This is a genomic window from Pseudomonas sp. BIOMIG1BAC (genome assembly GCF_001705995.2).
Taxonomy (GTDB): Bacteria; Pseudomonadota; Gammaproteobacteria; order Pseudomonadales; family Pseudomonadaceae; genus Aquipseudomonas; species Aquipseudomonas sessilinigenes.
In genome coordinates this window covers 7,463,766-7,490,210 of the sequence record NZ_CP049045.1, presented here as the reverse complement: position 1 = coordinate 7,490,210, position 26,445 = coordinate 7,463,766, and the positions used below count along the sequence as shown (strand labels likewise).

The 26,445-nt window shown below is 63.8% G+C and carries 25 protein-coding genes; 21 read left to right on the top strand and 4 right to left on the bottom strand.

What is annotated here, in order from left to right; translation table 11 throughout:
- Window positions 1–41 precede the first annotated feature (41 nt).
- The 3 genes from ATY02_RS34865 (at window position 42) to ATY02_RS34855 (ending at window position 2,795) form a co-directional block, all read left to right on the top strand.
- Entirely contained in the window at window positions 42–707 is a 666-nt protein-coding gene (locus ATY02_RS34865; RefSeq protein ID WP_068575423.1) for a fumarylacetoacetate hydrolase family protein, read from the top strand.
- Window positions 708–871: 164 nt separating this feature from the next.
- On the top strand, window positions 872–1,789 hold the full coding sequence (locus ATY02_RS34860; RefSeq protein ID WP_068575424.1) for an SdiA-regulated domain-containing protein: 918 nt from the start codon (window positions 872–874) through the stop codon (window positions 1,787–1,789).
- 97 nt (window positions 1,790–1,886) lie between these two features.
- A complete protein-coding gene (locus ATY02_RS34855; protein WP_068575425.1) occupies window positions 1,887–2,795 on the top strand; it encodes an SdiA-regulated domain-containing protein in 909 nt (302 codons plus the stop codon).
- 53 nt (window positions 2,796–2,848) lie between these two features.
- Here the strand turns inward: ATY02_RS34855 and rpiA are convergent, their stop codons facing one another.
- Window positions 2,849–3,520, bottom strand: coding sequence for a ribose-5-phosphate isomerase RpiA (rpiA, locus tag ATY02_RS34850; RefSeq protein ID WP_068575426.1), 672 nt, complete (start codon window positions 3,518–3,520; stop codon window positions 2,849–2,851).
- Between the two features lie 205 nt (window positions 3,521–3,725).
- Here rpiA and ilvA point away from each other — a divergent pair, with 205 nt between their 5' ends.
- Genes ilvA through ATY02_RS34830 form a run of 4 tightly spaced genes read left to right on the top strand, consistent with a single transcriptional unit; the run spans window position 3,726 to window position 7,447 of the window.
- A complete protein-coding gene (ilvA, locus tag ATY02_RS34845) occupies window positions 3,726–5,240 on the top strand; it encodes a threonine ammonia-lyase, biosynthetic (RefSeq protein ID WP_068575427.1) in 1,515 nt (504 codons plus the stop codon).
- A 38-nt stretch (window positions 5,241–5,278) separates the two neighbouring features.
- Window positions 5,279–5,707, top strand: a complete 429-nt coding sequence (locus ATY02_RS34840; protein WP_068575428.1) for a DUF2269 family protein — start codon at window positions 5,279–5,281, stop codon at window positions 5,705–5,707.
- 19 nt (window positions 5,708–5,726) lie between these two features.
- Window positions 5,727–6,983, top strand: coding sequence for an SDR family oxidoreductase (locus ATY02_RS34835; protein WP_068575429.1), 1,257 nt, complete (start codon window positions 5,727–5,729; stop codon window positions 6,981–6,983).
- Window positions 6,980–7,447: a DUF2269 family protein gene (locus tag ATY02_RS34830; protein ID WP_068575430.1), complete on the top strand. Its 468-nt coding sequence runs from the start codon at window positions 6,980–6,982 to the stop codon at window positions 7,445–7,447. Before ATY02_RS34835 ends, ATY02_RS34830 begins: the two co-directional genes overlap by 4 nt.
- A gap of 44 nt (window positions 7,448–7,491) precedes the next feature.
- On the opposite strand, the gene ATY02_RS34825 is transcribed toward ATY02_RS34830, so the two are convergent.
- On the bottom strand, window positions 7,492–8,148 hold the full coding sequence (locus tag ATY02_RS34825; RefSeq protein WP_068575431.1) for an HAD family hydrolase: 657 nt from the start codon (window positions 8,146–8,148) through the stop codon (window positions 7,492–7,494).
- 143 nt (window positions 8,149–8,291) lie between these two features.
- On the opposite strand from ATY02_RS34825, the gene ATY02_RS34820 reads away from it, so the two are divergent.
- Entirely contained in the window at window positions 8,292–8,771 is a 480-nt protein-coding gene (locus tag ATY02_RS34820) for an RNA pyrophosphohydrolase (protein ID WP_011064073.1), read from the top strand.
- 22 nt (window positions 8,772–8,793) lie between these two features.
- Window positions 8,794–11,073, top strand: coding sequence for a phosphoenolpyruvate--protein phosphotransferase (gene ptsP, locus ATY02_RS34815; protein WP_068575432.1), 2,280 nt, complete (start codon window positions 8,794–8,796; stop codon window positions 11,071–11,073).
- 42 nt (window positions 11,074–11,115) lie between these two features.
- On the opposite strand, the gene ATY02_RS34810 is transcribed toward ptsP, so the two are convergent.
- Window positions 11,116–11,862, bottom strand: coding sequence for an NRDE family protein (locus ATY02_RS34810; RefSeq protein ID WP_068575433.1), 747 nt, complete (start codon window positions 11,860–11,862; stop codon window positions 11,116–11,118).
- Between the two features lie 123 nt (window positions 11,863–11,985).
- Here ATY02_RS34810 and ATY02_RS34805 point away from each other — a divergent pair, with 123 nt between their 5' ends.
- The 4 genes from ATY02_RS34805 to ATY02_RS34790 all read left to right on the top strand — a co-directional run bounded on the left by ATY02_RS34805 (window position 11,986) and on the right by ATY02_RS34790 (window position 15,438).
- Window positions 11,986–12,768 (top strand): sulfite exporter TauE/SafE family protein, encoded by a 783-nt coding sequence (locus ATY02_RS34805; protein WP_068575434.1) that lies wholly within the window; start codon window positions 11,986–11,988, stop codon window positions 12,766–12,768.
- A 79-nt stretch (window positions 12,769–12,847) separates the two neighbouring features.
- Entirely contained in the window at window positions 12,848–13,657 is an 810-nt protein-coding gene (lgt, locus tag ATY02_RS34800; RefSeq protein WP_022641675.1) for a prolipoprotein diacylglyceryl transferase, read from the top strand.
- 48 nt (window positions 13,658–13,705) lie between these two features.
- On the top strand, window positions 13,706–14,677 hold the full coding sequence (locus ATY02_RS34795) for a thymidylate synthase (protein WP_068575435.1): 972 nt from the start codon (window positions 13,706–13,708) through the stop codon (window positions 14,675–14,677).
- A gap of 176 nt (window positions 14,678–14,853) precedes the next feature.
- Complete coding sequence (locus ATY02_RS34790) at window positions 14,854–15,438, top strand: undecaprenyl-diphosphatase (RefSeq protein WP_068575436.1); 585 nt, start codon at window positions 14,854–14,856, stop codon at window positions 15,436–15,438.
- 24 nt (window positions 15,439–15,462) lie between these two features.
- Here ATY02_RS34790 and cadR read toward each other — a convergent pair whose 3' ends face one another.
- Window positions 15,463–15,912, bottom strand: a complete 450-nt coding sequence (cadR, locus tag ATY02_RS34785) for a Cd(II)/Pb(II)-responsive transcriptional regulator (RefSeq protein ID WP_068575437.1) — start codon at window positions 15,910–15,912, stop codon at window positions 15,463–15,465.
- An 87-nt stretch (window positions 15,913–15,999) separates the two neighbouring features.
- On the opposite strand from cadR, the gene ATY02_RS34780 reads away from it, so the two are divergent.
- The 8 genes from ATY02_RS34780 (at window position 16,000) to ATY02_RS34745 (ending at window position 26,421) form a co-directional block, all read left to right on the top strand.
- Complete coding sequence (locus ATY02_RS34780) at window positions 16,000–18,342, top strand: heavy metal translocating P-type ATPase (RefSeq protein WP_068575438.1); 2,343 nt, start codon at window positions 16,000–16,002, stop codon at window positions 18,340–18,342.
- A 107-nt stretch (window positions 18,343–18,449) separates the two neighbouring features.
- The gene (locus ATY02_RS34775; RefSeq protein ID WP_068575439.1) at window positions 18,450–19,319 is read left to right on the top strand and encodes a LysR family transcriptional regulator; all 870 of its coding nucleotides are present in this window, start codon (window positions 18,450–18,452) and stop codon (window positions 19,317–19,319) included.
- Between the two features lie 261 nt (window positions 19,320–19,580).
- The gene (locus tag ATY02_RS34770) at window positions 19,581–19,796 is read left to right on the top strand and encodes a hypothetical protein (RefSeq protein WP_053133871.1); all 216 of its coding nucleotides are present in this window, start codon (window positions 19,581–19,583) and stop codon (window positions 19,794–19,796) included.
- A 206-nt stretch (window positions 19,797–20,002) separates the two neighbouring features.
- A complete protein-coding gene (locus tag ATY02_RS34765; protein WP_068575440.1) occupies window positions 20,003–20,746 on the top strand; it encodes a hypothetical protein in 744 nt (247 codons plus the stop codon).
- A gap of 25 nt (window positions 20,747–20,771) precedes the next feature.
- A complete protein-coding gene (locus tag ATY02_RS34760) occupies window positions 20,772–22,424 on the top strand; it encodes an IucA/IucC family protein (protein ID WP_068575441.1) in 1,653 nt (550 codons plus the stop codon).
- Window positions 22,425–22,546: 122 nt separating this feature from the next.
- Entirely contained in the window at window positions 22,547–23,623 is a 1,077-nt protein-coding gene (locus tag ATY02_RS34755; protein WP_068575442.1) for a putative 2-aminoethylphosphonate ABC transporter ATP-binding protein, read from the top strand.
- Between the two features lies 1 nt (window position 23,624).
- Entirely contained in the window at window positions 23,625–25,349 is a 1,725-nt protein-coding gene (locus ATY02_RS34750; RefSeq protein WP_068575443.1) for a putative 2-aminoethylphosphonate ABC transporter permease subunit, read from the top strand.
- A 46-nt stretch (window positions 25,350–25,395) separates the two neighbouring features.
- Window positions 25,396–26,421 (top strand): putative 2-aminoethylphosphonate ABC transporter substrate-binding protein, encoded by a 1,026-nt coding sequence (locus tag ATY02_RS34745; RefSeq protein ID WP_068575444.1) that lies wholly within the window; start codon window positions 25,396–25,398, stop codon window positions 26,419–26,421.
- Window positions 26,422–26,445: the final 24 nt, after the last annotated feature.

Genomic DNA, 26,445 nt, shown 5'->3' with positions numbered 1-26,445 from the left:
CCAGGCAGCGTCCAGAGCACGCGTACGAGCAGGAGTCGGTAATGAGCTATCAGCACCAGTATGTCGACGGTACCCGGATTCATTTCCCGGTGGGCAAGGTGGTATGCATCGGTCGCAACTACGCCGAGCACGCCAAGGAGCTGGACAACCCGGTTCCCACCGAGCCCTTGTTGTTTATCAAGCCCGGTAGCTGCGTCGTTCCCCTGGAGGGCGGTTTCGCCATTCCTACCGAGCGTGGCTCGGTGCATTACGAGGCCGAGATTGCCGTGTTGATCGGTAAGCCGCTGTCCACCAAGCCCAGCCGTGAAGAGGTGCTGGATGCCATTTCCGGCTTCGCCCCGGCCCTGGACCTGACCCTGCGGGACAAGCAGGCCGAACTGAAAGCCAAGGGCCTGCCCTGGGAAATCGCCAAGTCGTTCGATGGCGCGGCGGTGATCGCGCCCTTTGTAGTGGGCAGCACCTTTGCCGACCTGGGCGATATTGGCATTCGCCTGACCATCAATGGCGAGGTGCGCCAGGATGGCAACAGCAGCATCATGCTCAATCCCATTGTCCCCATGATCCAGTACATGGCTGGCTGCTTCTCCCTGCAAGCTGGCGATGTGATTCTCACCGGCACACCGGTGGGTGTGGGTCCGCTGAACGTGGGGGATGAGCTGGTACTGGAGTTGCCAGGCGCCAGTCGCTTTACCAGTAGCGTCCGTTGATCGGAAACTTTCTGCGAGGCGGCCCTGAATATCTGGACGCCTCGTAAAAACGCCAGGGCATTAACCGTTTTTTCACATTCTCTCTGGATAATCACCGGGTCTACCGTTCGCGGATGTGAAATCTGCGTGCTATTACCTATGGCCGAGCTTCTGGAATCTGTGAAATGGATGCCCAACCGCTGACCAAGCCTTTTACTCTGCGCCGCCTGCGCATGCGTTGGTATTCCTGGCTGCTGTTGGCCGGGGTGATCAGCTATGGCGTCGCCAGCATCATGCACTGGGATGACCGTGGTGCGCTTTGGGTCCAGGAAGGCTTCGTCAGTCCTGCCGAGCGCAACGCCAGTATCTGGCTGCCTGCCTATCGCGCGGTGATCGATGCGAAGGTCCTGCCGGGCATGGAGCGTGATGAAGCTTCCGATCTTTCCTACAGCCCGCAGACCAAGACCCTGTTTTCGGTGATGGGCAAACACCCGTTCCTGGTGGAGTTGACCCTGCAGGGCGATGTCCTGCGCAAGATTCCCCTGGTGGGCTGGAGCAACCCGGAAGGGGTGGCAGTCATGGAAAACGGCCTGCTGGCGATTGTCGATGAGCGTGAGCATTCGCTGGTGGTCGTCAAGGTCGATGGCAATACCAGGGAGCTGAACATCGCGGACTTCCCGAAGTATGACCTGGGCCCCTCGGCAGACCAGAACAAGGCTTTCGAGGCTGTGGCCTGGGACCCGCGCAAGCAGCAACTGCTGTTGGGAGAGGAGCGTCCGCCGGCGTTGTTCACCTGGAGCAGCGACGGTACCGTGCTCAAGGGCGACAAGCAGAAGCTGCCTAGCGATGAGCTCGACCTGCGCAATCTATCGGCGTTGGGGATCGACCCGCGCACCGGTCATACCCTGGTGCTGTCTGCCGACTCCCACCTGTTGCTGGAATTGGACGAGCAAGGCGAACAAGTCAGCTTCATGACCCTGCTCGGTGGTTTCAACGGCCTGGAACACACCATTCCGCGGGCCGAAGGCGTAGCCATGGACGAAGCTGGCAACCTGTATATGGTCAGTGAGCCCAATCTGTTCTACCGCTTCGAGAAGCGCTGAGTCCTGGCCCGGTTTCCCGGGCCTTCCCGCGGATTAAGCTTGAATTCAGTCGGCTGTGATATTTCATCGGCCTGTCCTGATTTCGAGCCTGTCTGCCATGTACCCTCTGAGTCGTCTTCATTCCCTCTCTCTATTGCTCTGCCTGGTGGCCGTGCTGTTTGTCGCGTTCGCGCATAACCAGCGGTTGTGGCAGCGCGCCTGGTTCGACTGGCAGGCCTACTGGCAGGCGGGTGATCCTCGCTCGCTGAGCCTGGGCGATTACCGAGTGGTGCGTGAGGCGCAGCCCATCGAGGGCCTGGACGATGTCTCGGCGCTGACCTACGACCCGCTGCGCAATAGCCTGTTCACCGTTACCAACAAGAACGCCGAGCTGATCGAGCTGTCCCTGGAGGGGCAGGTTCTCCGGCGGATCGCCCTGGCCGGCTTCACGGATCCGGAGGCGGTGGAGTTCATCAGTGCCGATACTTACGTCATCAGCGATGAGCGCCAGCAGCGGTTGGTGAAGATTCACCTGCAAGAGGACACGACGCAGGTGGATGCGGCGCTGTCCGAGCAGGTGACCCTAGGCATGCACCTGGGAGGCAACAAGGGGTTCGAAGGCCTGGCCTACGATGCCTCGGGCAAGCGGCTGTTCGTCGCCAAGGAGCGCGATCCGATGCTGATCTATGAGGTGCGGGGCTTTCCCGACAGCGACCCGTACGCGCCTCGTGGCATGCATGTGGTGAATGATCCCAAACGCGACGCGGGGTTGTTCGTGCGTGATCTCTCCAGCTTGCAGTACGACGCGGGCAGCGGGCATCTGCTGGCCTTGTCGGATGAATCGCGGCTGATCGTAGAGCTGGATACCGAGGGGCGTCCGTTGAGTACCCTGGCATTGGGTAGGGGGCGCCAAGGCTTGAGCAAGGCGGTGCCCCAGGCAGAAGGAATGGCCATGGACACGGCGGGCACGCTGTACCTGGTCAGCGAGCCGAACCTGTTCTACGTCTTCAGGAAGCCTGGGGAATAAGCCATGTGCTGCCAGTGCGGGCGCCCGGTGAGCGCCTGCGCTGGCTCGGGGCATCAGGCCTTGAGGGTCTTCACGCCTTCAGCGGTGCCCAGCAGCAGCACATCGGCGGGGCGTGCGGCGAACAGGCCGTTGGTGACCACGCCGACGATGGCATTGATCTGGCTTTCCAGTTCCACCGGGTTGCTGATCTGCATGTTATGCACGTCGAGGATGATGTTGCCGTTGTCGGTGATCACGCCTTCGCGGTACACCGGGTCGCCGCCGAGCTTCACCAGCTCGCGTGCCACGTGGCTGCGGGCCATCGGGATCACTTCCACTGGCAGCGGGAAAGCGCCCAGCACCGGGACCAGCTTGCTGGCATCGGCGATGCAGATGAAGGTCTTGGCCACGGCCGCGACGATCTTTTCCCGGGTCAGGGCCGCGCCGCCGCCCTTGATCAGGTTCAGGTGTGCATCGCTTTCGTCGGCGCCGTCGATGTAGAACTCCAGCTCGCTGACGGTGTTGAGCTCGTACACCGGGATGCCATGGCCCTTGAGGCGCGCGGCGGTGGCTTCGGAGCTGGCCACGGCGCCGTCGAAGGCGCCCTTGTGCTGGGCCAGGGCGTCGATGAAGCAGTTGGCGGTGGAGCCGGTGCCGACCCCGACGATGCTCTTGTCGTCGAGTTTCGGCAGGATGAGGTCGACGGCGGCCTGGGCGACGGCCTGTTTGAGTTGATCCTGGGTCATGCGGGCTCCGAAGCGGGCAGGGGGCACAAAGCCCGGCATTATAGGCGCCGGCGCCGGCCAGGTCATTGCCCGTCTGGCCACTCGTTTGCCTGGATTGGCGACAGGTCCCGGAGACAGGCCAAAACCTCTGTATTCGTGTGGTCGCCCGGGCAAACGCTGGGTTAGACTCCTTGGCCCTGCCCAACCCGCTCAGTGATGCTTTCCGATGCTCGAACAGTACGTAAAGAAGATCCTCACCTCGCGCGTTTATGACGTTGCCGTAGAAACCCCGTTGCAGTCCGCTCGCCAGCTCTCCGAGCGGCTGGGCAACCAGGTCTGGCTCAAGCGCGAAGACTTGCAGCCGGTGTTCTCGTTCAAGATTCGCGGCGCCTACAACAAGCTGACCCAGCTCACCGATGTCGAACGCGCCCGTGGCGTGGTCACCGCCTCGGCGGGCAACCATGCCCAGGGCCTGGCCTTGGCCGCCAAGGTGCTGGGGGTCAAGGCCACTATCGTGATGCCCAAGACCACTCCCGAGATCAAGGTCGAAGGCGTGCGCTCCCGTGGCGGCAAGGTGGTGCTGCACGGCGATACGTTCCCCGAAGCGCTGGCCTATTCGCTGAAACTGGTGGACGAGAAGGGTTACGTCTACATCCATCCCTACGACGATCCCCACACCATTGCCGGGCAGGGCACGGTGGCCATGGAGATCCTGCGCCAGCATCCCGGCCCGCTGGATGCGATCTTCGTGCCGGTCGGCGGCGGCGGGCTGATCGCCGGCATCGCAGCCTATGTGAAGTACCTGCGTCCCGAGACGCGGGTGATCGGCGTCGAGCCGGACGACTCCAACTGCCTGCAAATGGCCATGGCCGCCGGCGAGCGGGTGGTGTTGCCAACCGTGGGCATCTTCGCCGACGGCGTGGCCGTGGCGCAGATCGGCCAGCACACCTTCGATATCTGCAAGGACCACGTCGACGAGGTCATCACGGTCAGCACCGACGAGATCTGTGCGGCAATCAAGGATATCTACGACGATACCCGCTCGATCACCGAACCTGCCGGTGCCCTCGGGGTGGCGGGGATCAAGAAGTACGTCGAGCAGCGTGGCATCACCGGGCAGACCCTGGTGGCCATCGATTCCGGTGCCAACGTCAACTTCGACCGCCTGCGCCACGTGGCCGAGCGCGCCGAGCTGGGTGAGGGCCGCGAAGCCATCATCGCCGTGACCATTCCCGAGCAGCCTGGCAGCTTCAAGGCCTTCTGCGAGGCGGTGGGCAAACGCCAGATCACCGAATTCAACTACCGCTACAACACCGGCAGCGAGGCGCACATTTTCGTCGGCGTGCAGACCCACCCGGAAAACGACCCGCGCAGTGCCCTGATCGCCAACCTGACCGACCAGGGTTTCCCGGTGATCGACCTGACCGATAACGAACTGGCCAAGTTGCACATTCGCTACATGGTCGGTGGGCGTGCGGAGAAGGTCAGCGATGAACTGGTGCTGCGCTTCGAGTTCCCGGAGCGCCCGGGCGCCTTGTTCAACTTCCTCAACAAGCTGGGCGGGCGCTGGAACATTTCCATGTTCCACTACCGTAACCACGGTGCGGCGGACGGGCGAGTGGTCGCTGGCCTGCAGGTGCCGGCCGAGGAGCGCCACCTGGTTCCTGCGGCCCTGGAGCAGATCGGTTATCCGTATTGGGACGAAAGCGACAACCCGGCCTACCAGCTGTTCCTCGGCTGAGCGGCTACGCTGAATCGAGGCCTTAAGGACACGAGAATATGGAAACGCTGAGCACGCTGAAGACGCTTCATGTATCGGCCACGGTATTGCTGCTGGGCAGCGCGCTGGGCTTGGCTATCTGGGTCTGGCGCCTGCGCCGCCAGGGTGACGCGGGGGTCTACAGCCGGGTACTGCACCGCCCGGGCCTGTTCGGCTGGTTGCTACTGGCCCTGGGCCTGGTGACCCTGCCGGTCACCGGTTGGTGGCTGGTGCACCTGGTGGGTTGGCCGCTGGGGCAGACCTGGGTCCTGGGCTCCAGCGTGCTCTACACCCTGGGGGCGCTGGCCTGGCTATGGCTGATGGTGCGGCTCAATCGCCTGCGCGTGGCCAAGGCTGCCAGTGGCCTGGCTTTTACCCTGGTCCTGGCGGTCTTCAGCGCCCTGTGTTTCGTCACCATTGCCGGCCTCATGGGGGCCAAGCCGGTCTGATCCGGTCTTAAGGATTGCCATGAAGGTTGTTCTGGTGGGGGCCACAGGGTTTGTCGGCCGTCATCTGCTGGCGGCGTTGCACGCCGCCGGTCATCAATTGATCGCTACCAGCCGCCAGCCACAACCTCGGGGTTTGCCCGGGGTGCAGTGGTTGCAGCTGGATCTTGACCGTCTCGGTCGTGAGCCCGGTTCGTTCGAACTGCCAGCGGATACCGACCTGCTGATCAATGCCGCCGGTTTGCTGAGCAACGACCCCCAGGCCTTGAGCCTGACCCAGGACCTGGGTACGCGCGCGCTGTTCGACCTGGCGGCGGCTCGTGGCACGCGAGTCCTGCAGATTTCCGCGTTGGGCGCCGGCAGCCAGCCCCGGGTGCCGTTCCTGGCAAGCAAGGCCGTGGCGGACGACTATCTGCTGGGCCTGGGCATTTCAGCCGTGGTGCTGCGTCCTTCATTGGTGCTGGGGGCGGGTGGTGCCAGTAGCGGTTGGCTGGCACGACTCTCGCCCTGGCCGCTGATCCCGCTGCTGTCCTCCAGGGCACAGATGCAGCCCCTGCATGTGGATGACTTGAGCGCCGCGGTGCTGGCGCTGCTGCGGCAGTGGCCGGCAGAGTCCATGGTCCTACCGCTGGTTGGCCCGGAGCGGATGACCATGGGGCAATTGCTCGATCGCCTGCGAGCGGCCCAGGGCTGGGCGCCGGCCCGTTATATCCAGTTGCCGGGGCCGCTCCTGGGCCTGGCCGCGCTGCTGGGCGAGCGCCTGGGTTGGCGGGCGCTGAGCCGGCAAAGCCTGAGCATGGCCCGGCAGGACAACCTGGCGGACCCCGAGGTGCTGGCATCGGTCTGTGGTTATCACGCCGCTCCCCTGGCGACGCGCCTGCAGGGCTGGCCCCAGGCCGGGCAAACCACCCAGTGGGTGCTGCGGCCGCTGCTATTGGCGGTGATGGTGCTGATCTGGCTCGGGACGGCAGTGGTGTGCATCGGGCCCGGCTACGATTGGGGCCTGCGGATCATGGCCGAGGCTGGGGTGCAAGGCGCCTGGGCGGTGCTGGCGGTGATCGGTGGTTCGCTCTGCGACGCGGTGCTGGGCGTCGGCCTGCTGCTGCGGCGCTGGCGCCGGCGGGCCTTGCAGGCGCAATTGCTGCTGATGCTTGGCTACACGCTGATCATCAGCCTGATCCTGCCGCATTTCTGGTTTGACCCTTATGCCGCCGTCGCCAAGAACCTGGTGCTGATGGTGGCGACCCTTTGGCTGTTGTGGACCGAACCTCGTCGATGAGCGCTTACCTGCTGCTGAAAACCCTGCATATCCTGTCTTCCACCGTACTATTCGGCCTGGGTGCCGGCTCGGCCTACTACGCCTTGCGGGCTTGGCGCAGCGGTCAGGTGCAGGTGATCGCCGTGACCTTCAGGCACCTGGTGTTCGCCGACTGGGCCTTCACCGCGACCACCGCGGTGTTCCAGCCGCTGAGCGGGCTGGGCCTGATCCACCTGGCAGGATGGTCGATCCAGCAGTCCTGGCTGATGTGGAGCCTGGGGCTGTATGTCTTGGCGGGGGTGTGCTGGCTGCCGGTGGTCTGGTTGCAGATCCGGGTGCACAAGATGGCCGAGCAGGCCTTGCGCGATGGGACGCCGATGCCGATGCGCGCCACTCTCTATATGCGCTGGTGGTTCGCCCTGGGCTGGCCGGCGTTCCTGGCCTTCATGGCGATCTTCTACCTGATGGTGGCCAAGCCGGCCTGAGGCCCAGAGCGGCCCCGGGCCGCACTGCGGCCCGGGGCGCCGCTTCAATCGCGCAGGCTGATCACCTGCCAGCCGCGTTTCTGGGCTTCGGCGCGCAGGTTGGGGTCAGGGTCGACGGCCACCGGAGTGGTCACCTGCTCCAGCAGCGGCAGGTCATTCATCGAATCGCTGTAGAAATAGCTGTCTTGCAGGTCGTGGCCGGTTTCTTCCATCCAGCGCAGCAGGCGGGTCACCTTGCCCTCGCGAAAGCACGGTACGTCGGTGCTGCGGCCGGTGTAGCGACCGTCCTGCATCTCGCACTCGGTAGCGATCAGGGTTTCCACGCCCAGGCGCTCGGCGATCGGGGCGGTGACGAAGCGGTTGGTGGCGGTGATGATCACCAGCTTGTCGCCAGCCTCGCGGTGCCGGGCCAGCAGGGCCTGGGCCTTGGGCAGCAGGATCGGCTCGATGCAGTCGCGCATGTAGTCGCGATGCCATTGTTCCAGCACGTCCATGTCGGTGCGGCCGAGGACTTCCAGGCAGAAATTCAGGTACGCGGCGTTGTCGAGCTTGCCGGCCAGGTAGTCCTGGTAGAACTCGTCGTTGCGGGCCTTGTAGGCCACGGGGTCGAGGAAGCCCTTCTCGCACAGGTAGTCGCCCCAGGCATGGTCGCTATCGCCACCCAGGAGTGTGTTGTCCAAGTCGAATAAAGCCAGGCGCATTGCAGTTACTCACTGAAAAGTCTTGGAAAAGGCCCCCAGAATACGGTCTTTTCACAAGAGTGCACATAAGCTTGGCAGCCTCGTTGCTGCATTCCCAAGCTTTATGGAACAATGCGGCGACATGCGTTTGCGAGGTTGTAGCCGTGATCGACCCCGATGGTTTTCGCCCCAATGTCGGGATCATTCTGACGAATGATGCCGGCCAGGTGCTATGGGCTCGCCGTATCAATCAAGATGCCTGGCAGTTTCCCCAAGGCGGCATCAACCCCGACGAGACGCCGGAAGACGCTCTTTATCGCGAGTTGAACGAAGAAGTGGGCCTGGAGCGCGAAGATGTGCAAATTCTCGCCTGCACCCGCGGCTGGTTGCGCTATCGTTTGCCGCAGCGCCTGGTAAGGACCCACAGCCAACCGCTGTGCATCGGCCAAAAGCAGAAATGGTTTCTCTTGCGCCTGATCTCCAACGAGCAGCGGGTGCGGATGGATTTGACCGGTAAACCGGAATTCGATGGCTGGCGCTGGGTCAGTTATTGGTACCCGTTGGGCCAGGTGGTGACATTCAAGCGCGAAGTGTATCGCCGCGCTCTCAAAGAGCTTGCCCCGCGCCTTCTAGTGCGCGACTGACGACGGAGTTCGACCCCGAGCCATGCTCAATACGCTGCGCAAGATCGTCCAGGAAGTTAACTCCGCCAAGGATCTCAAGACGGCGTTGGGGATCATCGTCTTGCGCGTCAAAGAGGCCATGGGCAGCCAGGTCTGCTCCGTCTACCTGCTGGACCCGGAAACCAACCGTTTCGTGCTGATGGCTACCGAAGGCTTGAACAAGCGTTCCATCGGCAAGGTCAGCATGGCTCCCAACGAAGGCCTGGTGGGCCTGGTAGGCACCCGGGAAGAACCCCTCAACCTGGAAAACGCCGCCGATCACCCCCGCTACCGCTACTTCGCCGAGACCGGCGAGGAGCGCTATGCCTCCTTCCTCGGGGCGCCGATCATCCACCACCGGCGGGTGGTCGGGGTCCTGGTGATCCAGCAGAAGGAACGCCGCCAGTTCGATGAAGGCGAAGAAGCCTTCCTGGTGACCATGAGTGCCCAGCTGGCCGGGGTTATCGCCCATGCCGAGGCCACCGGCTCGATCCGCGGCCTGGGACGCCAGGGCAAGGGTATCCAGGAAGCCAAGTTCGTTGGCGTGCCGGGTTCTCCCGGCGCCGCCGTGGGCAGCGCGGTGGTGATGCTGCCGCCGGCCGACCTGGACGTGGTGCCGGACAAGCACATCACCGATATCGACGCCGAGCTGGCGTTGTTCAGGAGCGCCCTGGAAGGGGTGCGCGCCGACATGCGGGCGTTGTCGGAAAAGCTCGCGACCCAGTTGCGTCCCGAGGAGCGGGCGCTGTTCGACGTCTACCTGATGATGCTCGACGATGCCTCCCTGGGCAGCGAAGTGAAGGCCGTGATCAAGACCGGCCAATGGGCCCAGGGTGCGTTGCGCCAGGTGGTCAGCGATCACGTCAACCGTTTCGAACTGATGGACGATGCCTACCTGCGCGAGCGCGCCTCGGACGTCAAGGACCTGGGCCGGCGGCTCCTGGCCTACCTCCAGGAAGAGCGCCAGCAGACCCTGGTCTACCCCGACAACACCATCCTGGTCAGCGAGGAGCTGACCCCAGCCATGCTCGGCGAAGTGCCCGAGGGCAAGCTGGTGGGTTTGGTCTCGGTACTGGGCTCGGGCAACTCCCACGTGGCGATCCTGGCCCGGGCCATGGGTATCCCGACGGTGATGGGCCTGGTCGACCTGCCGTACTCCAAGGTCGATGGCATCCAGATGATCGTCGATGGCTACCATGGCGAGGTCTACACCAACCCCAGCGACGTGCTGCGCAAGCAGTTCGCCGATGTGGTGGAAGAGGAACGGCAACTGGCCCAGGGCCTGGATGCGCTGCGCGACCAGCCTTGCGTGACCCCCGATGGCCACCGCATGCCGCTGTGGGTCAACACCGGCCTGCTGGCGGACGTGGCCCGGGCGCAGAAGCGTGGTGCCGAGGGCGTGGGGCTGTACCGCACCGAAGTGCCGTTCATGATCAACCAGCGCTTCCCCAGCGAAAAGGAACAGCTGGCGATCTACCGTGAACAACTGGCGGCTTTCCATCCGCAGCCGGTCACCATGCGTAGCCTGGACATCGGTGGCGACAAGTCGCTGTCCTACTTCCCGATCAAGGAAGACAACCCGTTCCTGGGCTGGCGCGGTATCCGCGTGACCCTCGACCACCCGGAGATCTTCCTGGTGCAGGCCCGGGCCATGCTCAAGGCCAGCGAGGGTCTGAACAACCTGCGCATCCTGTTGCCAATGATCTCCGGCATCCACGAGCTGGAAGAAGCGCTGCACCTGATCCACCGGGCCTGGGGCGAGGTGCGCGACGAAGGCACCGACGTGCCGATGCCGCCGGTGGGGGTGATGATCGAGATTCCTGCGGCGGTGTACCAGACCAAGGAACTGGCGCGCCAGGTGGACTTCCTGTCGGTGGGTTCCAACGACCTGACCCAGTACCTGCTGGCGGTGGACCGCAACAACCCGCGGGTGGCCGACCTCTACGACTACCTGCATCCGGCGGTGTTGCAAGCCCTGCAGACCGTGGTCCGCGACGCCCACGCCGAAGGCAAGCCGGTGAGTATCTGTGGCGAGATGGCCGGCGACCCGGCCGCTGCAGTGCTGCTGATGGCCATGGGCTTTGACAGCCTGTCGATGAACGCCACCAACCTGCCGAAGGTGAAGTGGATGCTGCGCCAGATTAGCATGACCAAGGCCAAGGAATTGCTGGACGAGATGATGACCATCGACAACCCGCAAGTTATCCACAGCTCGCTGCAGCTGGCGCTGAAGAAGCTCGGCCTGGCGCGGATGATCAACCCCGCGTCGAACAAGACCCTCTAGTCCGCGTGCCGGTCCTCCTTGAGACCGGCCGCCGACGGCGCCTCAAATCCTCAGTTCGATCTCTCCCAGATGCCCGCCATAGGGGCCAAAGCTGCGCTCGACCAGATGCCGTGAGCCGTCGGCGTGGACGATCAGCGCGGTACTGGCGCGAGTGCCATAACTGGGACTGGCAATGAAGATACTCGACAGCAGGCTCTCGGTGGCCAGGCCCACGCCAGTGTCTGGCAAGTCGGCGAAAGGCGCGGTCTGCGGGTCGCCCAACAGTGCCAGCAAGGCCTCGGGCCGGGGATCGTCCAACACCTCACGCAGCGCGGCCTTGGCCTTGAGCAGCTTGGGCCAGGGGGTGTCCAGGCCGGCATTGGACAGGCCATAGACGCCGGCCTCCAGCTGGCGTGGCTCCGGGTCATGGGCGTTGTAGTGCCAGAGCTGGTCCGCGGTACCCAGCAGCAGGTTGAAACCGGCGTATTCCAGAGAGCGGCCCACTACGTCACGCAGGTACTCGTCCAGGTCGATGGTGCCGGCCAGGAAGCGTGCCACCAGTTCCCCGCGGGAGCGACGTGCCGGCGGCTGGTGCGGGTTGCGGATATTGGTCAGGGCCGCGAAGCGCCCATCGGCGCCGACCCCGAGCCAGGTGCCGCCGGCCTCCAGGTCGCGTCCGGCGTGGATCTGTGGCGACTCCGGCCATTGCGCCAGGGGCAGGCTGGGCCGGGCATAGAACTCGTCACGGTTGGCCGCGACGATCAGCGGTTGGGTGTGTCCCGGTCGCCAGGCAAAGACAATCAAGCACATGAAGGTGGCCCCCTGTGTGTTTTTGCCCACTTTACGCACAGAGCCGATGGGTATCCATCGTCATCCGGTGGAGTCCTGGGCCGCGCATCCGTTACCATGCCGAACTCATTTTTGGATGCTCCCATGGAATTTCTGCTCTATCTGCTCTTGGGCGCCTGTGCGGGCGTACTGGCCGGGCTGTTCGGCGTAGGCGGCGGAATCATCATCGTTCCGGTGCTGGTGTTCAGTTTCACCCTGCAAGGCTTCGATGCCTCGGTGCTGACCCACCTGGCAGTGGGCACCTCCCTGGCCAGCATCATCTTCACGTCCATCAATTCAGTGCGCGAACACCATCGCCGGGGCGCAGTGCGCTGGCCGATATTCGCCTGGATGACCCTGGGCATCCTCATGGGGGCCGGGTTCGGGGCGTTGACGGCCGAGGCCATTTCCGGCCCGCACCTGCAGAAGATCATCGGTGTGTTCGCCCTGGTGATCGCCGTGCAGATGGCCCTGGAACTCAAGCCCAAGGCCAGCCGCGAGGTGCCCGGCAAGCTTGGCCTGACCGCTGCCGGTGGGGTGATCGGCTGGGCCTCGGCGATCTTTGGCATCGGTGGTGGCTCGCTGACGGTGCCATTCCTCACCTGGCGCAGCGTGCCGATGCAGCAGGCCGTGGCCACTTCCTCGGCCTGCGGTTTGCCCATCGCCCTGGCCAGTGCGTTAAGTTTCATGATTCTGGGCTGGCATGATCCCCTGTTGCCGGCTCATAGTCTGGGCTTCATCTATCTGCCGGCGCTGTTGGGCATCGCCCTGACCAGCATGGTGTTCGCCCGTATCGGTGCGCGCCTGGCCCACAAACTGTCACCGCGACTGTTGAAGCGAATGTTCGCCGCGCTGCTGTTCTGCGTGGGGACCAGCTTCCTGTTCTGAGTCGTGACGCAATCCTGGCTTAATCCTGGCGTGACAGTTTCGCCCGGAACCGAAGTCCCAACCCTTACGAGGAGTCGTAATGCTGCCTTACCCGCAGATTGATCCGGTGGCCGTGGCCATCGGCCCGCTGAAAATCCACTGGTACGGCCTGATGTACCTGATCGGCATCGGCGGTGCCTGGTTGCTGGCGTCGCGCCGGCTGAACCGCTTCGATCCGACCTGGACCAAGGAAAAACTCTCGGACCTGGTGTTCTGGTTGTCCATGGGCGTGATCGTCGGCGGGCGCCTGGGCTACGTGCTGTTCTACGACCTCAGCGCCTACCTGGCCAACCCGACCCTGATTTTCGAGGTGTGGAAGGGTGGCATGTCGTTCCACGGCGGTTTCATCGGGGTGATGCTGGCGGCCTGGTGGTTTGGCAAGCGCAACAACAAGACCTTCTTCGAACTGATGGACTTCGTCGCCCCCATGGTGCCGATCGGCCTGGGCGCCGGGCGCATCGGCAACTTCATCAACGCCGAGCTGTGGGGCAAGGCCACCGACCTGCCCTGGGCCATGGTGTTCCCGCCGTTCAGCGATCCGGCGCAGTTGCCGCGCCATCCGTCGCAGCTGTACCAGTTCGCCCTGGAAGGTGTGGCGTTGTTCCTGATCCTCTGGCTGTTCTCGCGCAAGCCGCGCCCGACCATGGCGGTCTCGGGGATGTTCGCGCTGTTCTACGGAATATTCCGTTTCATCGTCGAATTCGTGCGGGTGCCGGATGCCCAGCTGGGCTACCTGGCGTGGAACTGGCTGACCATGGGTCAGATTCTGTGCGTTCCGATGATCCTCGGTGGCCTCGGATTGATCTGGCTGGCTTATCATCGCGCTCCGGCCAAGAGTGCCGCGCAATAAATTCGAATCCCGGGGCGCAGGTCCCGGGTTCAGGGATGCAGGTAATTCATGAAGCAATATCTTGATCTGGTGGCCCACGTCATCAACAACGGCACCAAGCAGGCCAACCGCACCGGTGTGAACACCATCAGCTTCCCCGGGGCGATGCTGCGCTACGACCTCAAGGAAGGCTTCCCGGCCATCACCACGCGCAAGATGGCGTTCAAGTCGGCCATTGGCGAAATGGTCGGCTTCCTGCGCGGTATGAACAACGCCGCCGAGTTCCGTGCCCTGGGCTGCAAGGTCTGGGACCAGAACGCCAACGAAAACGCCCAGTGGCTGGCCAACCCGTTCCGCCAGGGCGAGGACGACCTGGGCGAGATCTACGGCGTGCAATGGCGCAAATGGCCGGCCTACAAGCAGATCAAGGTCGCCAACCAGGCCGCCATCGAGTTGGCGCTGAGCCAGGGCTACCGGCAGATCGCCGCGGGCGAAGAAGAGGGCGAAGCCTACGTGGTGCTGTACAAGGCCATCGACCAGGTGCGCCAGTGCGTCGATACCATCATCAACGACCCGGGCAGCCGGCGCATCCTGTTCCACGGCTGGAACTGCGCCCAGCTGGATGAAATGGCCCTGCCGCCGTGCCACCTGCTGTATCAGTTCCATCCGAATGTCGAGACCCGGGAAATCTCCCTGACCCTCTACATCCGTTCCAACGACCTGGGCCTGGGCACACCGTTCAACCTCACCGAGGGCGCGGCGCTGCTGAGCCTGATCGGTCGCCTGACCGGCTACACCCCACGTTGGTTCACCTATTTCATCGGTGATGCCCACGTCTACGAGAACCACCTGGACATGCTCAACGAGCAGCTCAAGCGCGAGCCGTTCCCGATGCCCAAGCTGGTGATCTCCGACCGGGTGCCGGAGTTCGCCAAGACCGGCGTGTACCAGCCTGAGTGGCTGGAGCTGATCGAGCCGGGCGACTTCTCCCTGGAAGGCTACGAACACCATGCGCCAATGACCGCGCCCATGGCGGTCTAGCCCCCCTGTCCTGAACCAATCGGGGGCCTTGCGATCCATATCGCACGGCCCCCGGTCGATTCTGTCGTTGCCGTTATCGAGCTTGCCCGGGACGTGTCCCGGGCATTGCTGTGTCGGCGGGCAACTAAGCTCTTATGAGCTGCACTCCTCTTATTTTTCTGAACACGAGCCCCTGAATGGAAGAACTCAATCGCAGCCTGTTCCTGGCCATCAATGCCAGTGCCGACGCCTCGATGCTCATGCGTGAACTGGCGGTTTTCCTGGCGCAATGGGTGGTGCTGAGCGTGCCGCTGTTGCTGTTGCTGTTCTGGGTGTTCGGCGAGCGACGCCAGCGAATGGTGGTGCTATTGGCCACCTTGAGCATCATCCTGGCCCTGGCCAGCAACTTGCTGATTCGCGGCCTGTGGTTCCATCCGCGGCCCTTCATGCTGGAGTTGGGGCAGAACTTCCTGGCTCATGCACCCGGCGCGTCCTTCCCCAGCGACCACGCCAGCGGCATGTTCGCCATGGGGTTTGCCCTGTTGCTGGCTTCCCTGCGCAAGACCGCCCTGGTGATGCTGGCCCTGGCATTGCTGGTGAGTTGGGCACGGGTCTACCTGGGGGTGCACTTCCCGTTCGACATCCTCGGCGGTTGCCTGGTGGGGCTGGGGAGTGCCTGGCTGGTGCGCCGCGGGATCGCCTGGCATCAGCTGGACCAGCGTTTGCTGGCGTTGCTGGAAGGGGTCTACCTGCGGTTGCTGCCTGGGCGCCACGGCTCCTGAGAGCGTGGCGCCCGGTCTCACGGCTCAATGGCCGTGGCTGCGGCCGACGTGGGACGGCTCGGCCTCGCTGGGGGCCACCGAACCGCTGACTTCCAGGCGCTGGAGAATGCCGCAGTGCTCAAGGTCCGGCGCCTCGCTGCAGCGCTGGCGCAGGTCCACCAGTTGCTCTTGCAGGGCCAGCAAGCCGTCGATCCGCGCCTTGACGTGATGGATGTGCTCGTCGATCAGGGCGTTGACGCTGGCGCACTGGTCCTGGGGGCTGTCCCGCAGATTCAGCAGGCTGCGGATCTCTTCCAGGGTCATGTCCAGGCTGCGGCAGTTGCGGATGAAGGTCAGGCGCTCGCTGTGAGCCTGGGTATAGAGGCGGTAGTTGCCTTCGCTGCGAGCCGGTTCCGGTAGCAGTCCTTCGCGTTCGTAGTAGCGGATGGTCTCGACCTGACAGTCGGTGAGTTTCGCCAGTTCGCCAATTTTCATCGCCATCGTCTCCGAATAGGTGCTTGACCCTATAGTGGCTACAGGGTGTTCACTTGGCAACAAGCACCTTCATACGGACGCGACCCCATGAGCGATTCCCTGCACAATCCGCGCAAGCCCGCCCAGCATGCCCATGCTGGCCACGATCACGATCACGATCACGATCACGATCACGATCACGATCACGATCACAGCCATGCCCACGCTGCCGTGGGCAAGCTGCAGCCGCTCAAGTCCCACGATCACGCCAGTCATGGCGGTTCCTGCTGTGGCTCCGCGGCTGCTGCGCCAGCCCGGGTGGTCCTGGGCGAGGCATCGGCTGCCGGGGCGCGGTTGAGCAGCTTTCGCATCGAGGCCATGGATTGCCCCACCGAACAGACCCTGATCCAGAACAAGCTGGGCAAGCTGGCCGGCATCCAGGCCCTGGAGTTCAACCTGATCAACCGGGTGCTGGGCGTGACCCACGACCTGCCGAACATTGCGCCGATCGTCGAGGCCATCAAGTCCCTCGGGATGCATGCCGAACCCCTGGAGGCAGGGAGCGATAGCCAGCCTGCCAGTGCGCAGCCGGTGAAGAAACCCTGGTGGCCGCTGGCGCTGTCCGGCGTCGGCGCGCTGGCTGCCGAAGTCATTCACTTCACCAGTGCCGGGCCGGATTGGCTGGTAGCGCTGGTGGCCCTGGTCTCGATCCTCAGCGGCGGGCTGGGCACCTACAAGAAGGGCTGGATCGCCCTGAAGAACCGCAACCTCAACATCAATGCGCTGATGAGCATCGCCGTGACCGGCGCCGTGCTGATCGGCCAGTGGCCAGAGGCGGCCATGGTGATGTTCCTGTTCACCGTGGCCGAGTTGATCGAGGCTCGCTCCCTGGACCGCGCGCGCAATGCCATCAGTGGCCTGATGCAGATGACCCCGGAGCAGGTCACGGTGCAACAAGCCGACGGTAGCTGGAGCGAACAGGAGGCGAAAAGCGTCGAGCTTGGTGCGTTGGTGAGGGTGCGCCCGGGTGAGCGCATCGGCCTGGATGGCGAGGTGACCAGTGGCAGTTCCACCATCGACCAGGCACCGATCACCGGTGAAAGCCTGCCGGTGGAAAAGACCGTGGGCGACAAGGTGTTCGCCGGCACCATCAACCAGGCCGGCGCCCTGGAATACCGGGTCACCGCTGCGGCCAACAACTCGACCCTGGCGCGGATCATCCACGCCGTGGAACAGGCCCAGGGAGCACGGGCGCCGACCCAGCGCTTCGTCGACAGTTTCTCGAAAATCTACACCCCGGCGGTGTTCGCCTTCGCCTTGGCGGTGGCGCTGATTCCCCCGCTGTTCATGGGTGGCCTGTGGTTCGACTGGATCTACCGCGCCCTGGTGCTGCTGGTGGTGGCCTGCCCGTGCGCCCTGGTGATCTCGACCCCGGTGAGCATCGTCAGCGGCCTGGCTGCCGCAGCGCGCAAGGGCATCCTGGTCAAGGGCGGGGTCTATCTGGAAGGTGGCTACAAGCTGGATTACCTGGCCCTGGACAAGACCGGCACCATTACCCATGGCAAGCCGGTGCAGACCGACTTCCTGCCCCTGGACCCGCTGGCCAACGACAGCGCCCCGGCCCTGGCCGCCAGCCTGGCTGGCCGTTCAGATCACCCGGTGTCCCTGGCCATCGCCCAGGCGGCTGTGGATCAACAGCTGGCCATGCACCCTGTGGATAACTTCGCGGCCCTGGCTGGCCGTGGCGTGCGCGGTGAAATCGACGGCCAGTTGTACCACCTGGGCAACCACCGCCTGGTGGAGGAGCTGGGCCTGTGCTCGCCAGCCCTGGAAGAAAAGCTCTTCGCCCTGGAGAAGCAAGGCAAGACCGTGGTCCTGCTGCTGGACAACAAGGGGCCGCTGGCGCTGTTCGCGGTGGCCGATACGGTCAAGGAGTCCAGCCGCGAAGCGATCCAGCAACTGCACGAGCTGGGCATCAAGACCCTGATGCTCACCGGCGACAACCCCCACACCGCCAAGGCCATCGCCGCTCAGGTAGGCATCGACCAGGCCCGGGGCGACCTGTTGCCCACCGACAAGCTGCAAGCCATCGAGGACCTGTATGCCCAGGGTCACCGGGTGGGCATGGTGGGCGACGGCATCAACGATGCCCCGGCCCTGGCCCGGGCGGAGATCGGCTTCGCCATGGCGGCCGCCGGCACCGATACCGCCATCGAGACTGCGGATGTCGCGCTGATGGACGACGATCTGCGCAAGATCCCGGCCTTCATCCGCCTGTCGCGCCAGACCTCGGCAGTGCTCAAGCAAAATATCGCCCTGGCCCTGGTGATCAAGGCGATCTTTCTTGGGGTAACCTTTGCCGGATTGGCCACCATGTGGATGGCCGTGTTCGCCGACATGGGGGTCAGCCTGTTGGTGGTGTTCAACGGCCTGCGCCTGCTGCGCAAATAGGACACCGTAGCTGCAAGCAACTGAGGGGGAATCAGAGTGATGAACTCACGCACACCGGCTTCAGCTTGCGGCTTGCCGCTGAAAGCTTGCAGCCGCGGTAAGCCGTCATGCTGAGTGCCGAGCTGAAGGCTTTCTACATGGTCGCCCGGCTGGGCAGCATCACCCAGGCGGCGAAGAAGCTCGGCCTCAGCCAGCCCACGGTGACCACCCAGATCCGCAACCTGGAAAGCCAGTACTCGGTGGAGCTGTTCTACCGCGGTGGCCGGCGCCTGAGCCTGAGCGACGAGGGCGCGCGCTTGCTGCCGATGGTCAAGGAGCTGTTGCAGAAGGAGGCCGATATCGAGTTCTTCCTGCGTAACAGCGGGCAGGTCCAGGGCACGTTGCGGATCGCCGCCACCGCGCCGTACTACATCCTCGACCTGGTGAAGACCTTCCGCCAGCACTTGCCCCAAGTGGAGGTATCGGTGGAAATCGGCAACTCCCAGCAGGTGCTGGAGGCCCTGGAGGAATACCGGGTCGATGTGGCAGCCTCTTCCCAATTGCTGGAGGACTCGCGCCTGGTGCGCCGGGTGCTGGGCAGCGACCCGCTGGTGCTGGCGGTGCATCGCAATCACCCCCTGGCGGCCCTGGAGCATGTGCCGCTCAGTGCCCTGGCTGGCCATACCCTGCTGATGCGCGAGCCGGGTTCCACCACCCGCAGCCTCACTGAGGCGCTACTCAAGAGCGCCAACGTCAGCTTTGGCCCGTTGCTGGAGATTGGCAGCCGTGAATCGATCCGCGAGGCGGTATTGCGCAATATCGGCATCAGCATCATCGCCCGCCAGGAGGTTCCCCACGATCCGCAACTGCGGGTGCTGACCATCGAACATGCGCCGCAGATCGTTGAATACCTGTACTGCCTCAAGGAGCGCAAGAACGCCCGCCTGCCGGCAGCCTTCCTCGGCCTGGCCCAGGAAATGGCCCCGGCTTTACCCTGAACTCCAGGGTATATCCAAAGTTAATTTGTCCTATTGCAGTTAGTTGCATCAATAGTCGGCGGTTTTATGTGTCCAGGGCATCGGACTACATGCTTTTAATTAGTCGCTATGGACTGTAAAGATCGACTAATAGTGAATTCTCATAATTCTCGGATACTAATCGCGTTTTATATCTGGCCGTCCGTCCGCTTGGGCCAGATATATAAGAACCATGCACTAACGTTGCGCGTGGGGGTCACTGAACGCAACGAGGATGGAATCATGAAGAAGGACGAAACAGGTACGGCAAAAAAACCAGGGCGGTTGTCGGAGTCGCTCAAGAAGCTGGCGGACGACGGGCATACGGTGAAAATCGTCGGCTCGATCAAGAACGGCAAGCTGGAGATCGACCCTGAGTCCCTGGCCGAGCTGAACAGGACGCACCCGCAGGCCAACTTGTCTTTCGTGGCGGTTAACGCTCCGTTCAGAACGCACTAGCCGACATATCCGAAGCATGACTATTGAAACTCTGCACACTGGAGTGGCTGGGGTATGTCGGAGATATTCGCTGCCCCAGTTCTTTCGACTGTTCATCGCGCAGAGTTCGGTAGTTGCTGCTGGTTGATCTTTCCAGGTCCGGGTTGCCTGTAGCAACACCGTGCAACTCCTGGCTCTTGCTTCACTTCCACGCAGGAGAGTGCGTCATGAGCGACATTGCCCATTCCACCCTTCAGGCACTGCGCCAACAGAATGTGCCGTTGCTGTTTCATTACGACGACCTGCTCTGTAATGCCTGCCAGAAAAGTCCGCCGTTGTTCGGTGAAACCACTTATGCCGATATCTACCATGAATCCGCGTGCGATCCGCAATGGCTGGCGATCTCCCTGATCACCAATGCCGAGCGTGAAGGGGATGGCGCCACTCGCTTGTGGAGCCTTGCGGCCAGTACGCCCGATGCCGGGCTAGCCGCGCAGATACGCCAGCACGCCATCGATGAGTCCCACCATGCACGGGCCTATGTACAGATGCTGGACATCGCTTTTCCCGGGGCGGTGGACCGCAAGCTCCACGCCCAGTTGCTGACGCTGTCTCCCGGCTATTCCCGGCAACAAGCGCCGGTGGCGGTGCCCGGCTCGGCCTTTGCCCACCCCATTACCCTGGACGACCTGATCCAGATGAACATCGCCGAGATCCGCACTCGCGTGCATCACTTGATGCAGCGGCCGATCCTGCTGCAGTTCTGCCCGGTGGACAGCAGGCCCCGGTTGGCGCGGATCCTCGATCGCCTGCTGCTCGATGAAACCCGACATGTGGCCTACACCGCACGGCTCATCGAAGGATTCTGCACCCAGGGCGAGGCGGCACAGGCCAAAGCGTTGATGCTCGAGCGCATGGATGACTTCGATGCCATTACCCGCCATGAACTTGAGCTGCGGGTCTTCGAATGAGCGGTTCAACTCCAGGATGAAGGACATGCGCCCTCCAGCGACGGTATCCCTGGCGACGGTCAGGCACTGGTGCCTGTGCAATGGCCTGGACAGGCAGGGCCTGCGTGCGATCTACCGGGAAGCCCACCTCATCTGCATGGCGCGCCTGTTGCACTACGTGTTTCTCGAGCATTTATGCGATGAGCGGATAACCCGCGTGGCAGGCGAGGGCGGCCTGCGCTTGTGCCTGGGGCTGGGGCCAACGTTGCAGATGCAGTTGGTGGGCGATGCTCCACAGGTGTATTTCGAGTTGCTCGCCAACCCCAGGCTGGACGACGCAGGCCAGTGCCGCGAGCTGGCCTGGTCCGGGCCCTTCTTGCGTGCCCTGGGCCAGGTGCTTGCAGGAACGCCCTATGGCAGGCACTTGCCGGCGTTGGCGCACGACTACCGCAACAGCTTCTGCAACCTGATCCTCAACCTGGCGCTGGGTCGGCGTGCCGGGCAACCCGGGTGTGCCATCGAGCCGGTGTGCCGGGGCCATGGCTATTATCCGTTTCCGGCGCTGCGGATCGGCCCCTGCATCCAGGACGTGGTCGATGTCTCGAACCTTTCGCCAGAGCCGGTCCCGCTGTTCCTGGTGAATGCCGCTGGTTTCAGGTTCCACTCCAGCGACTATGCGGACCCGCAGTCTTGCGCGCAGCATTGGGGCGGGCCGGATATCGCCGGCCAGGAGGGCCTGCTGCCTGTCCATCCCTGGCAACTGCGACTGTCTCCGGTCGTCCGCGAGTTGCTGCGCAGGGACCTGGTATCCCTCGCGCCGACCCAACTGCAAGTGGTGCCCCTGGCTTCCCAGCGCACTTGCCGGGTGCTGGCGACAGGGTACGACGTCAAGCTGGCGCTGGATGCCACCCTGACCGGGGAGCGTCGCTTGTTGTACCGCCTCAATAGCTACAACGCGCCCTTCGTTTCCAGCATCGTCCGTGAGGTCCATGGGCGCAGCGAGATTGCCAGCATCGGCTTCCAATACGACGTCGCCTCCCTGTGCTGGGACGATGCCCTGGTCAGCGAACACCTGAGCGCCATCGTCAGGGGGCCTTGTCTGGCAGGAGATGGCGAGGTGGTGGTGCCGGCCCTGAACCTCTGGAGCCCGACCGGACAGGCCGCGACCCTGCTGAAGCTGGACAGCCACAGCGACCGCCTCGATAGCTTCCAGCGCTACGCCGAGGTGCTGATGAGCGGCCCGTTGCAGCTTTGCGTGCAATGGGGCATCTGCCTCGAACCGCATATGCAGAACAGCTACATCGTTCTGCGCGGTGGCAAGCCGGTGCGGCTGTTACTGCGTGACCTGGACAACACGATCATGGACCCGGCCCTGGTGCGCCCCATCTGCCAGGAACTGCGTGTACCGCTGGCGCCCGATACCTGGACCCACATGCCGGATGTCCTGATTGGCCAGGGGCGGCTGGTCCACGCGATGCTGCATGGGCACCTGTACCTGGTCATGCATTGGCTGATCAAGCACAGGGGCATGGCGCTGGCCGAGCTGGAGCCGTGCCTGGAACAGCACTGGCAAGGATTGGCTGCCCGATTGCGCAGTACCTCGGGCCAGGGCGAACTGCAGCGGCTACGGGCCATGGTGGGCTCCACCAAGCACTCCCTGAGCATGCGCCTGGAGCAATCCTCGAACATGAAGTTCTGAGACCGGGGCCGAGCACCAACCCAAATCTGCCAATACCGCTATCGGCAACTTTTATCTGATTGCCATAAGACCTACGCATTCGTTCCCTAGGATGGCCTGCATCTGCCAGATGAGGTCCGTCCATGAACAACTCCCCCGCAACCGCCCTGAGCAACCCTGGCGCGCCGATGAAGGTGCGCGGCATCCAGAAGCGCTTCGGCGCCTTCACTGCCTTGGATAACGTGTCCCTGGACGTGGCCGCTGGTGAGCTGGTGTGCCTGCTGGGGCCGTCGGGCTGCGGCAAGACCACCTTGTTGCGTTGCATCGCCGGCCTGGAGCGCCAGGATGCGGGCGAGTTGTACCTGGGCCAGCGTGACGTCTCGAACCTGGCGCCGCAGGCCCGGGACTACGGCATCCTGTTCCAGTCCTACGCGCTGTTCCCCAACCTCACGGTGGAGGCCAACATTGCCTATGGCTTGGCTGGCAGTGGCCGTGACGAAGCCCGCAAGCGCGTGGCGCAGATGCTCGAACTGGTGGGCCTGACCGGCAGCGAGAAGAAATACCCCGGCCAGTTGTCCGGCGGCCAGCAGCAGCGGGTGGCCTTGGCCCGCGCCCTGGCCCCTTCGCCGTCGCTGTTGTTGCTGGACGAGCCGATGTCGGCCCTCGACGCCCGCGTGCGCGAGCACCTGTGCACCGAGCTGCGCCAGCTGCAGCGACGCTTGGGCATCACCACCCTGATGGTGACCCACAACCAGGACGAGGCCATGTTGATGGCCGACCGCATCGCCGTGATGAACAACGGCAAGGTCGAGCAGTACGCCACGCCCCAGGAAATCTACGATCGTCCGGCCACGCCGTTCGTCGCCGAGTTCGTCGGCCAGGGCAACTGGCTGCCCTTCAGCCGCAGCAGCGACAGCCATGCCCAGGTCGGCGGGATGAACCTGCGCCTGGCCGACGACTCGGCCAAGGCCGCCTCGGGACGCCTGTTCTGCCGTCCGGAGGCCATCAGCGTGAACCCGCCGGTGCATGAGGAAAACCTGTTCCCGGCCAAGGTCCGCGAGATCACCTTCCTCGGCAACCGCTGCCGCATGAGTTTCGAACTCAACCAGTTGCCGGGGCATCCGCTGCTGGCGGAGCTGGCACCGGAGGCCATGCCGCGCCTGGGAGCCCAGGACATCTGGGTGGCCCTGCCACCGCGCAGCCTGCAGGTGTTTGCCTGAGATGGCCGTCGAAATGTCCCTGCCGCTACCCGCCAAACGGGCGCGCCAGGTTTCCCGGGCCGAGATTGGCGATCGAGTGTTCGTCATCGGTGGCAAGGTTTTGCTGCTGGTGTTGCTGGGGGTAGCGGTGCTGCTGCCGCTGCTGGCGATCTTCTGGCGCGGTTTCAGTGCCGAGGCCGGGCAGGGCGGTGGCTGGCTGGCCGCCCGCGAGCTGGTGACCAGCGCCAACTTCCACTGGCTGCTGGGCAACAGCCTGAAAGTCTCCCTGAGCGTGGCCGCCATCGTCGTGCCCCTGGCCTACCTGTTCGCCTACGCCCTGCAACGTACCTTGATCCCCGGCAAGGGCATCTGGCGCGGCCTGTCGCTGCTGCCCTTGATGGCGCCGTCGATGCTGCCGGGCATCGCCCTGGTCTACCTGTTCGGCAACCAGGGCCTGCTGCGCGGGCTGTTTGCCGACAACATCTACGGTTTCTGGGGCATCGTCCTGGGCGAGGTGATCTACACCTTTCCCCATGCCCTGATGATCCTGCTGTCGGCGCTGTCCCTGGCCGATGCGCGGCTGTTCGATGCCGCCTCGAGCATGGGCGCGAGCCCGGCCAAGGCGTTTCGCAGCATCACCTGGCCGGCTACGCGGCAAGCGGTGTTCGCCGCGTTCTGCCTGGTGTTCACCCTGACCATCACCGATTTCGGGGTGCCGGTGGTGGTGGGCGGGGACTACCAGGTGCTGGCCCTGGAGGCCTACAAGGCCGTGGTCGGGCAGCAACAGTTCGGCCGTGGTGCGCTGATCGGCATGGTGCTGCTGGTGCCGGCCCTGTTGAGCTTCGGCGTCGATGCCTGGTTGCGCCGGCGCCATGGCGACTCCATGAGCGGCCGGGCCCAGGTGTTCAAACCGACCCCCTCGCGGCTGCGTGATGGCTGCTACCTGGTCATCGTGCTGCTGATCTGCGCGGCGCTGCTGCTGGTGTTCGGCATGGCGGTGTACTCATCGCTGGTGAAGTTCTGGCCCTACAACCTGTCGTTGTCGCTGAACCACTACCAGTTCGACGAAACCGCCGGCGGCGGCTGGCTGGCCTATCGCAACAGCCTGACCATGGCCCTGTGCACGGCGCTGATCGGCAGTGTGGTGATCTTCACCGGGGCCTACCTGATGGAGAAAACCAGCGGCCAGCGCGGCTTGAACCTGGCCCTGCGCATGCTCAGCTTCGTGCCCATGGCGGTACCCGGGCTGGTGCTGGGCCTGGGCTACGTCTTCTTCTTCAATCTCAACGGCAATCCGCTGCATGTGTTCTACGGCAGCATGGCGCTGCTGGTGGTGTGCACCATCGCCCACTACCTGACCACCGCGCAGATGACTGCCACCACCGCCCTGCGCCAACTGGACGCGGAGTTCGAGGCGGCGGCGCTGTCCCTCAAGGCGCCGCTGTACCGCCACTACCTGCGGGTCACGGTGCCGATCTGCCTGCCGGCGCTGCTGGACATCGTGCGCTACCTGTTCGTTTCGGCCATGACCACAGTCTCGGCGGCAATCTTCCTCTACAGCCCCGACACCATCCTGGCCGCCGTCGCCGTGCTGAACATGGACGACGCCGGCAACGTCGGCGGCGCCGCGGCGATGTCGACCCTGATCCTGTTCACCTCGATCGGCGTGTCGCTGCTCCTGGCCGGTGCTTCGCGCGGCCTGCTGCGTCGCTCCCAGGCCTGGCGCCAGACGGCGCCCGGTCATTGAATTCACCCAACCACCCACTGATCCGCACTCACCAAGGAACCGCACCATGTTCAAGCCTTTGGCTCTTGCCGCTTCTGTCCTCTGCGCTGTCAGCCTGAACGCCTTTGCTGCGAAGACCGAACTGACGGTCTACACCGCCCTCGAAGCTGAACAATTGAAGACCTACAAGCAGGCCTTCGAACAAGCCAACCCGGATATCGAGATCAAGTGGGTGCGTGACTCAACCGGGATCATCACCGCCAAGCTGCTGGCGGAAAAGGACCGTCCACAGGCTGATGCCGTCTGGGGGCTGGCGGCATCCAGCCTGGCGATCCTGAATCAGCAGAAGATGCTGCAGAACTATGCGCCCAAGGATCTGGACAAGATTGGCGGCAACTACCGCGATGCCGCCAATCCACCGGCCTGGGTCGGCATGGACGTGTGGGCCGCCACCATCTGTTTCAACACTGTGGAAGCCAAGAAACAAGGCTTGAGCAAGCCGGTGAGCTGGCAAGACCTGACCAAGCCTGAGTACAAGGGCAAGATCGTCATGCCCAACCCGGCCTCCTCGGGTACCGGTTTCCTCGATGTCAGTGCCTGGTTGCAGACCTTCGGCGAGAGGCAGGGCTGGAAATACATGGATGACCTGCACCAGAACATTGGCCAGTACGTCCACTCCGGCTCCAAGCCGTGCAAGCTGGCCGCCGCCGGCGAGTTCCCCATCGGCATTTCCTTCGAGTACCCGGCCGTGCAGCTCAAGCGCAAAGGGGCACCGCTGGACATCGTGCTGCCCAAGGAAGGCCTGGGCTGGGAAATCGAGGCGACTGCGGTGATCAAGGGTACCGCCCACGAGGAAGCGGCCAAGAAACTTGCCGACTTCTCTGCCAGCCCAGCGGCCATGGAGCTGTACAAGGAAAACTTTGCCGTATTGGCCCAGCCGGGTATCGCCAGGCCGCAGACCGAACTGCCAGCGGACTACGAGCAGCGTTTGATCAAGAACGACTTCACTTGGGCCTCGAAGAACCGCGACGAGATCCTCGCCGAGTGGCGCAAGCGTTATGACGGCAAGTCGGAGAAGGTCGCCGCGCAATAACGACAGGTACTTGCCGTGGCGGGG

Excerpts from the sequence above, each read along its gene's own strand:
- ATY02_RS34865 (WP_068575423.1), top strand. The coding sequence starts at position 42 with ATGAGCTATCAGCACCAGTATGTCGACGGTACCCGGATTCATTTCCCG.
- ATY02_RS34860 (WP_068575424.1), top strand. The coding sequence starts at position 872 with ATGGATGCCCAACCGCTGACCAAGCCTTTTACTCTGCGCCGCCTGCGC.
- ATY02_RS34855 (WP_068575425.1), top strand. The coding sequence starts at position 1,887 with ATGTACCCTCTGAGTCGTCTTCATTCCCTCTCTCTATTGCTCTGCCTG.
- rpiA (WP_068575426.1), bottom strand. The coding sequence starts at position 3,520 with ATGACCCAGGATCAACTCAAACAGGCCGTCGCCCAGGCCGCCGTCGAC.
- ilvA (WP_068575427.1), top strand. The coding sequence starts at position 3,726 with ATGCTCGAACAGTACGTAAAGAAGATCCTCACCTCGCGCGTTTATGAC.
- ATY02_RS34840 (WP_068575428.1), top strand. The coding sequence starts at position 5,279 with ATGGAAACGCTGAGCACGCTGAAGACGCTTCATGTATCGGCCACGGTA.
- ATY02_RS34835 (WP_068575429.1), top strand. The coding sequence starts at position 5,727 with ATGAAGGTTGTTCTGGTGGGGGCCACAGGGTTTGTCGGCCGTCATCTG.
- ATY02_RS34830 (WP_068575430.1), top strand. The coding sequence starts at position 6,980 with ATGAGCGCTTACCTGCTGCTGAAAACCCTGCATATCCTGTCTTCCACC.
- ATY02_RS34825 (WP_068575431.1), bottom strand. The coding sequence starts at position 8,148 with ATGCGCCTGGCTTTATTCGACTTGGACAACACACTCCTGGGTGGCGAT.
- ptsP (WP_068575432.1), top strand. The coding sequence starts at position 8,794 with ATGCTCAATACGCTGCGCAAGATCGTCCAGGAAGTTAACTCCGCCAAG.
- ATY02_RS34810 (WP_068575433.1), bottom strand. The coding sequence starts at position 11,862 with ATGTGCTTGATTGTCTTTGCCTGGCGACCGGGACACACCCAACCGCTG.
- ATY02_RS34805 (WP_068575434.1), top strand. The coding sequence starts at position 11,986 with ATGGAATTTCTGCTCTATCTGCTCTTGGGCGCCTGTGCGGGCGTACTG.
- lgt (WP_022641675.1), top strand. The coding sequence starts at position 12,848 with ATGCTGCCTTACCCGCAGATTGATCCGGTGGCCGTGGCCATCGGCCCG.
- ATY02_RS34795 (WP_068575435.1), top strand. The coding sequence starts at position 13,706 with ATGAAGCAATATCTTGATCTGGTGGCCCACGTCATCAACAACGGCACC.
- ATY02_RS34790 (WP_068575436.1), top strand. The coding sequence starts at position 14,854 with ATGGAAGAACTCAATCGCAGCCTGTTCCTGGCCATCAATGCCAGTGCC.
- cadR (WP_068575437.1), bottom strand. The coding sequence starts at position 15,912 with ATGAAAATTGGCGAACTGGCGAAACTCACCGACTGTCAGGTCGAGACC.
- ATY02_RS34780 (WP_068575438.1), top strand. The coding sequence starts at position 16,000 with ATGAGCGATTCCCTGCACAATCCGCGCAAGCCCGCCCAGCATGCCCAT.
- ATY02_RS34775 (WP_068575439.1), top strand. The coding sequence starts at position 18,450 with ATGCTGAGTGCCGAGCTGAAGGCTTTCTACATGGTCGCCCGGCTGGGC.
- ATY02_RS34770 (WP_053133871.1), top strand. The coding sequence starts at position 19,581 with ATGAAGAAGGACGAAACAGGTACGGCAAAAAAACCAGGGCGGTTGTCG.
- ATY02_RS34765 (WP_068575440.1), top strand. The coding sequence starts at position 20,003 with ATGAGCGACATTGCCCATTCCACCCTTCAGGCACTGCGCCAACAGAAT.
- ATY02_RS34760 (WP_068575441.1), top strand. The coding sequence starts at position 20,772 with ATGCGCCCTCCAGCGACGGTATCCCTGGCGACGGTCAGGCACTGGTGC.
- ATY02_RS34755 (WP_068575442.1), top strand. The coding sequence starts at position 22,547 with ATGAACAACTCCCCCGCAACCGCCCTGAGCAACCCTGGCGCGCCGATG.
- ATY02_RS34750 (WP_068575443.1), top strand. The coding sequence starts at position 23,625 with ATGGCCGTCGAAATGTCCCTGCCGCTACCCGCCAAACGGGCGCGCCAG.
- ATY02_RS34745 (WP_068575444.1), top strand. The coding sequence starts at position 25,396 with ATGTTCAAGCCTTTGGCTCTTGCCGCTTCTGTCCTCTGCGCTGTCAGC.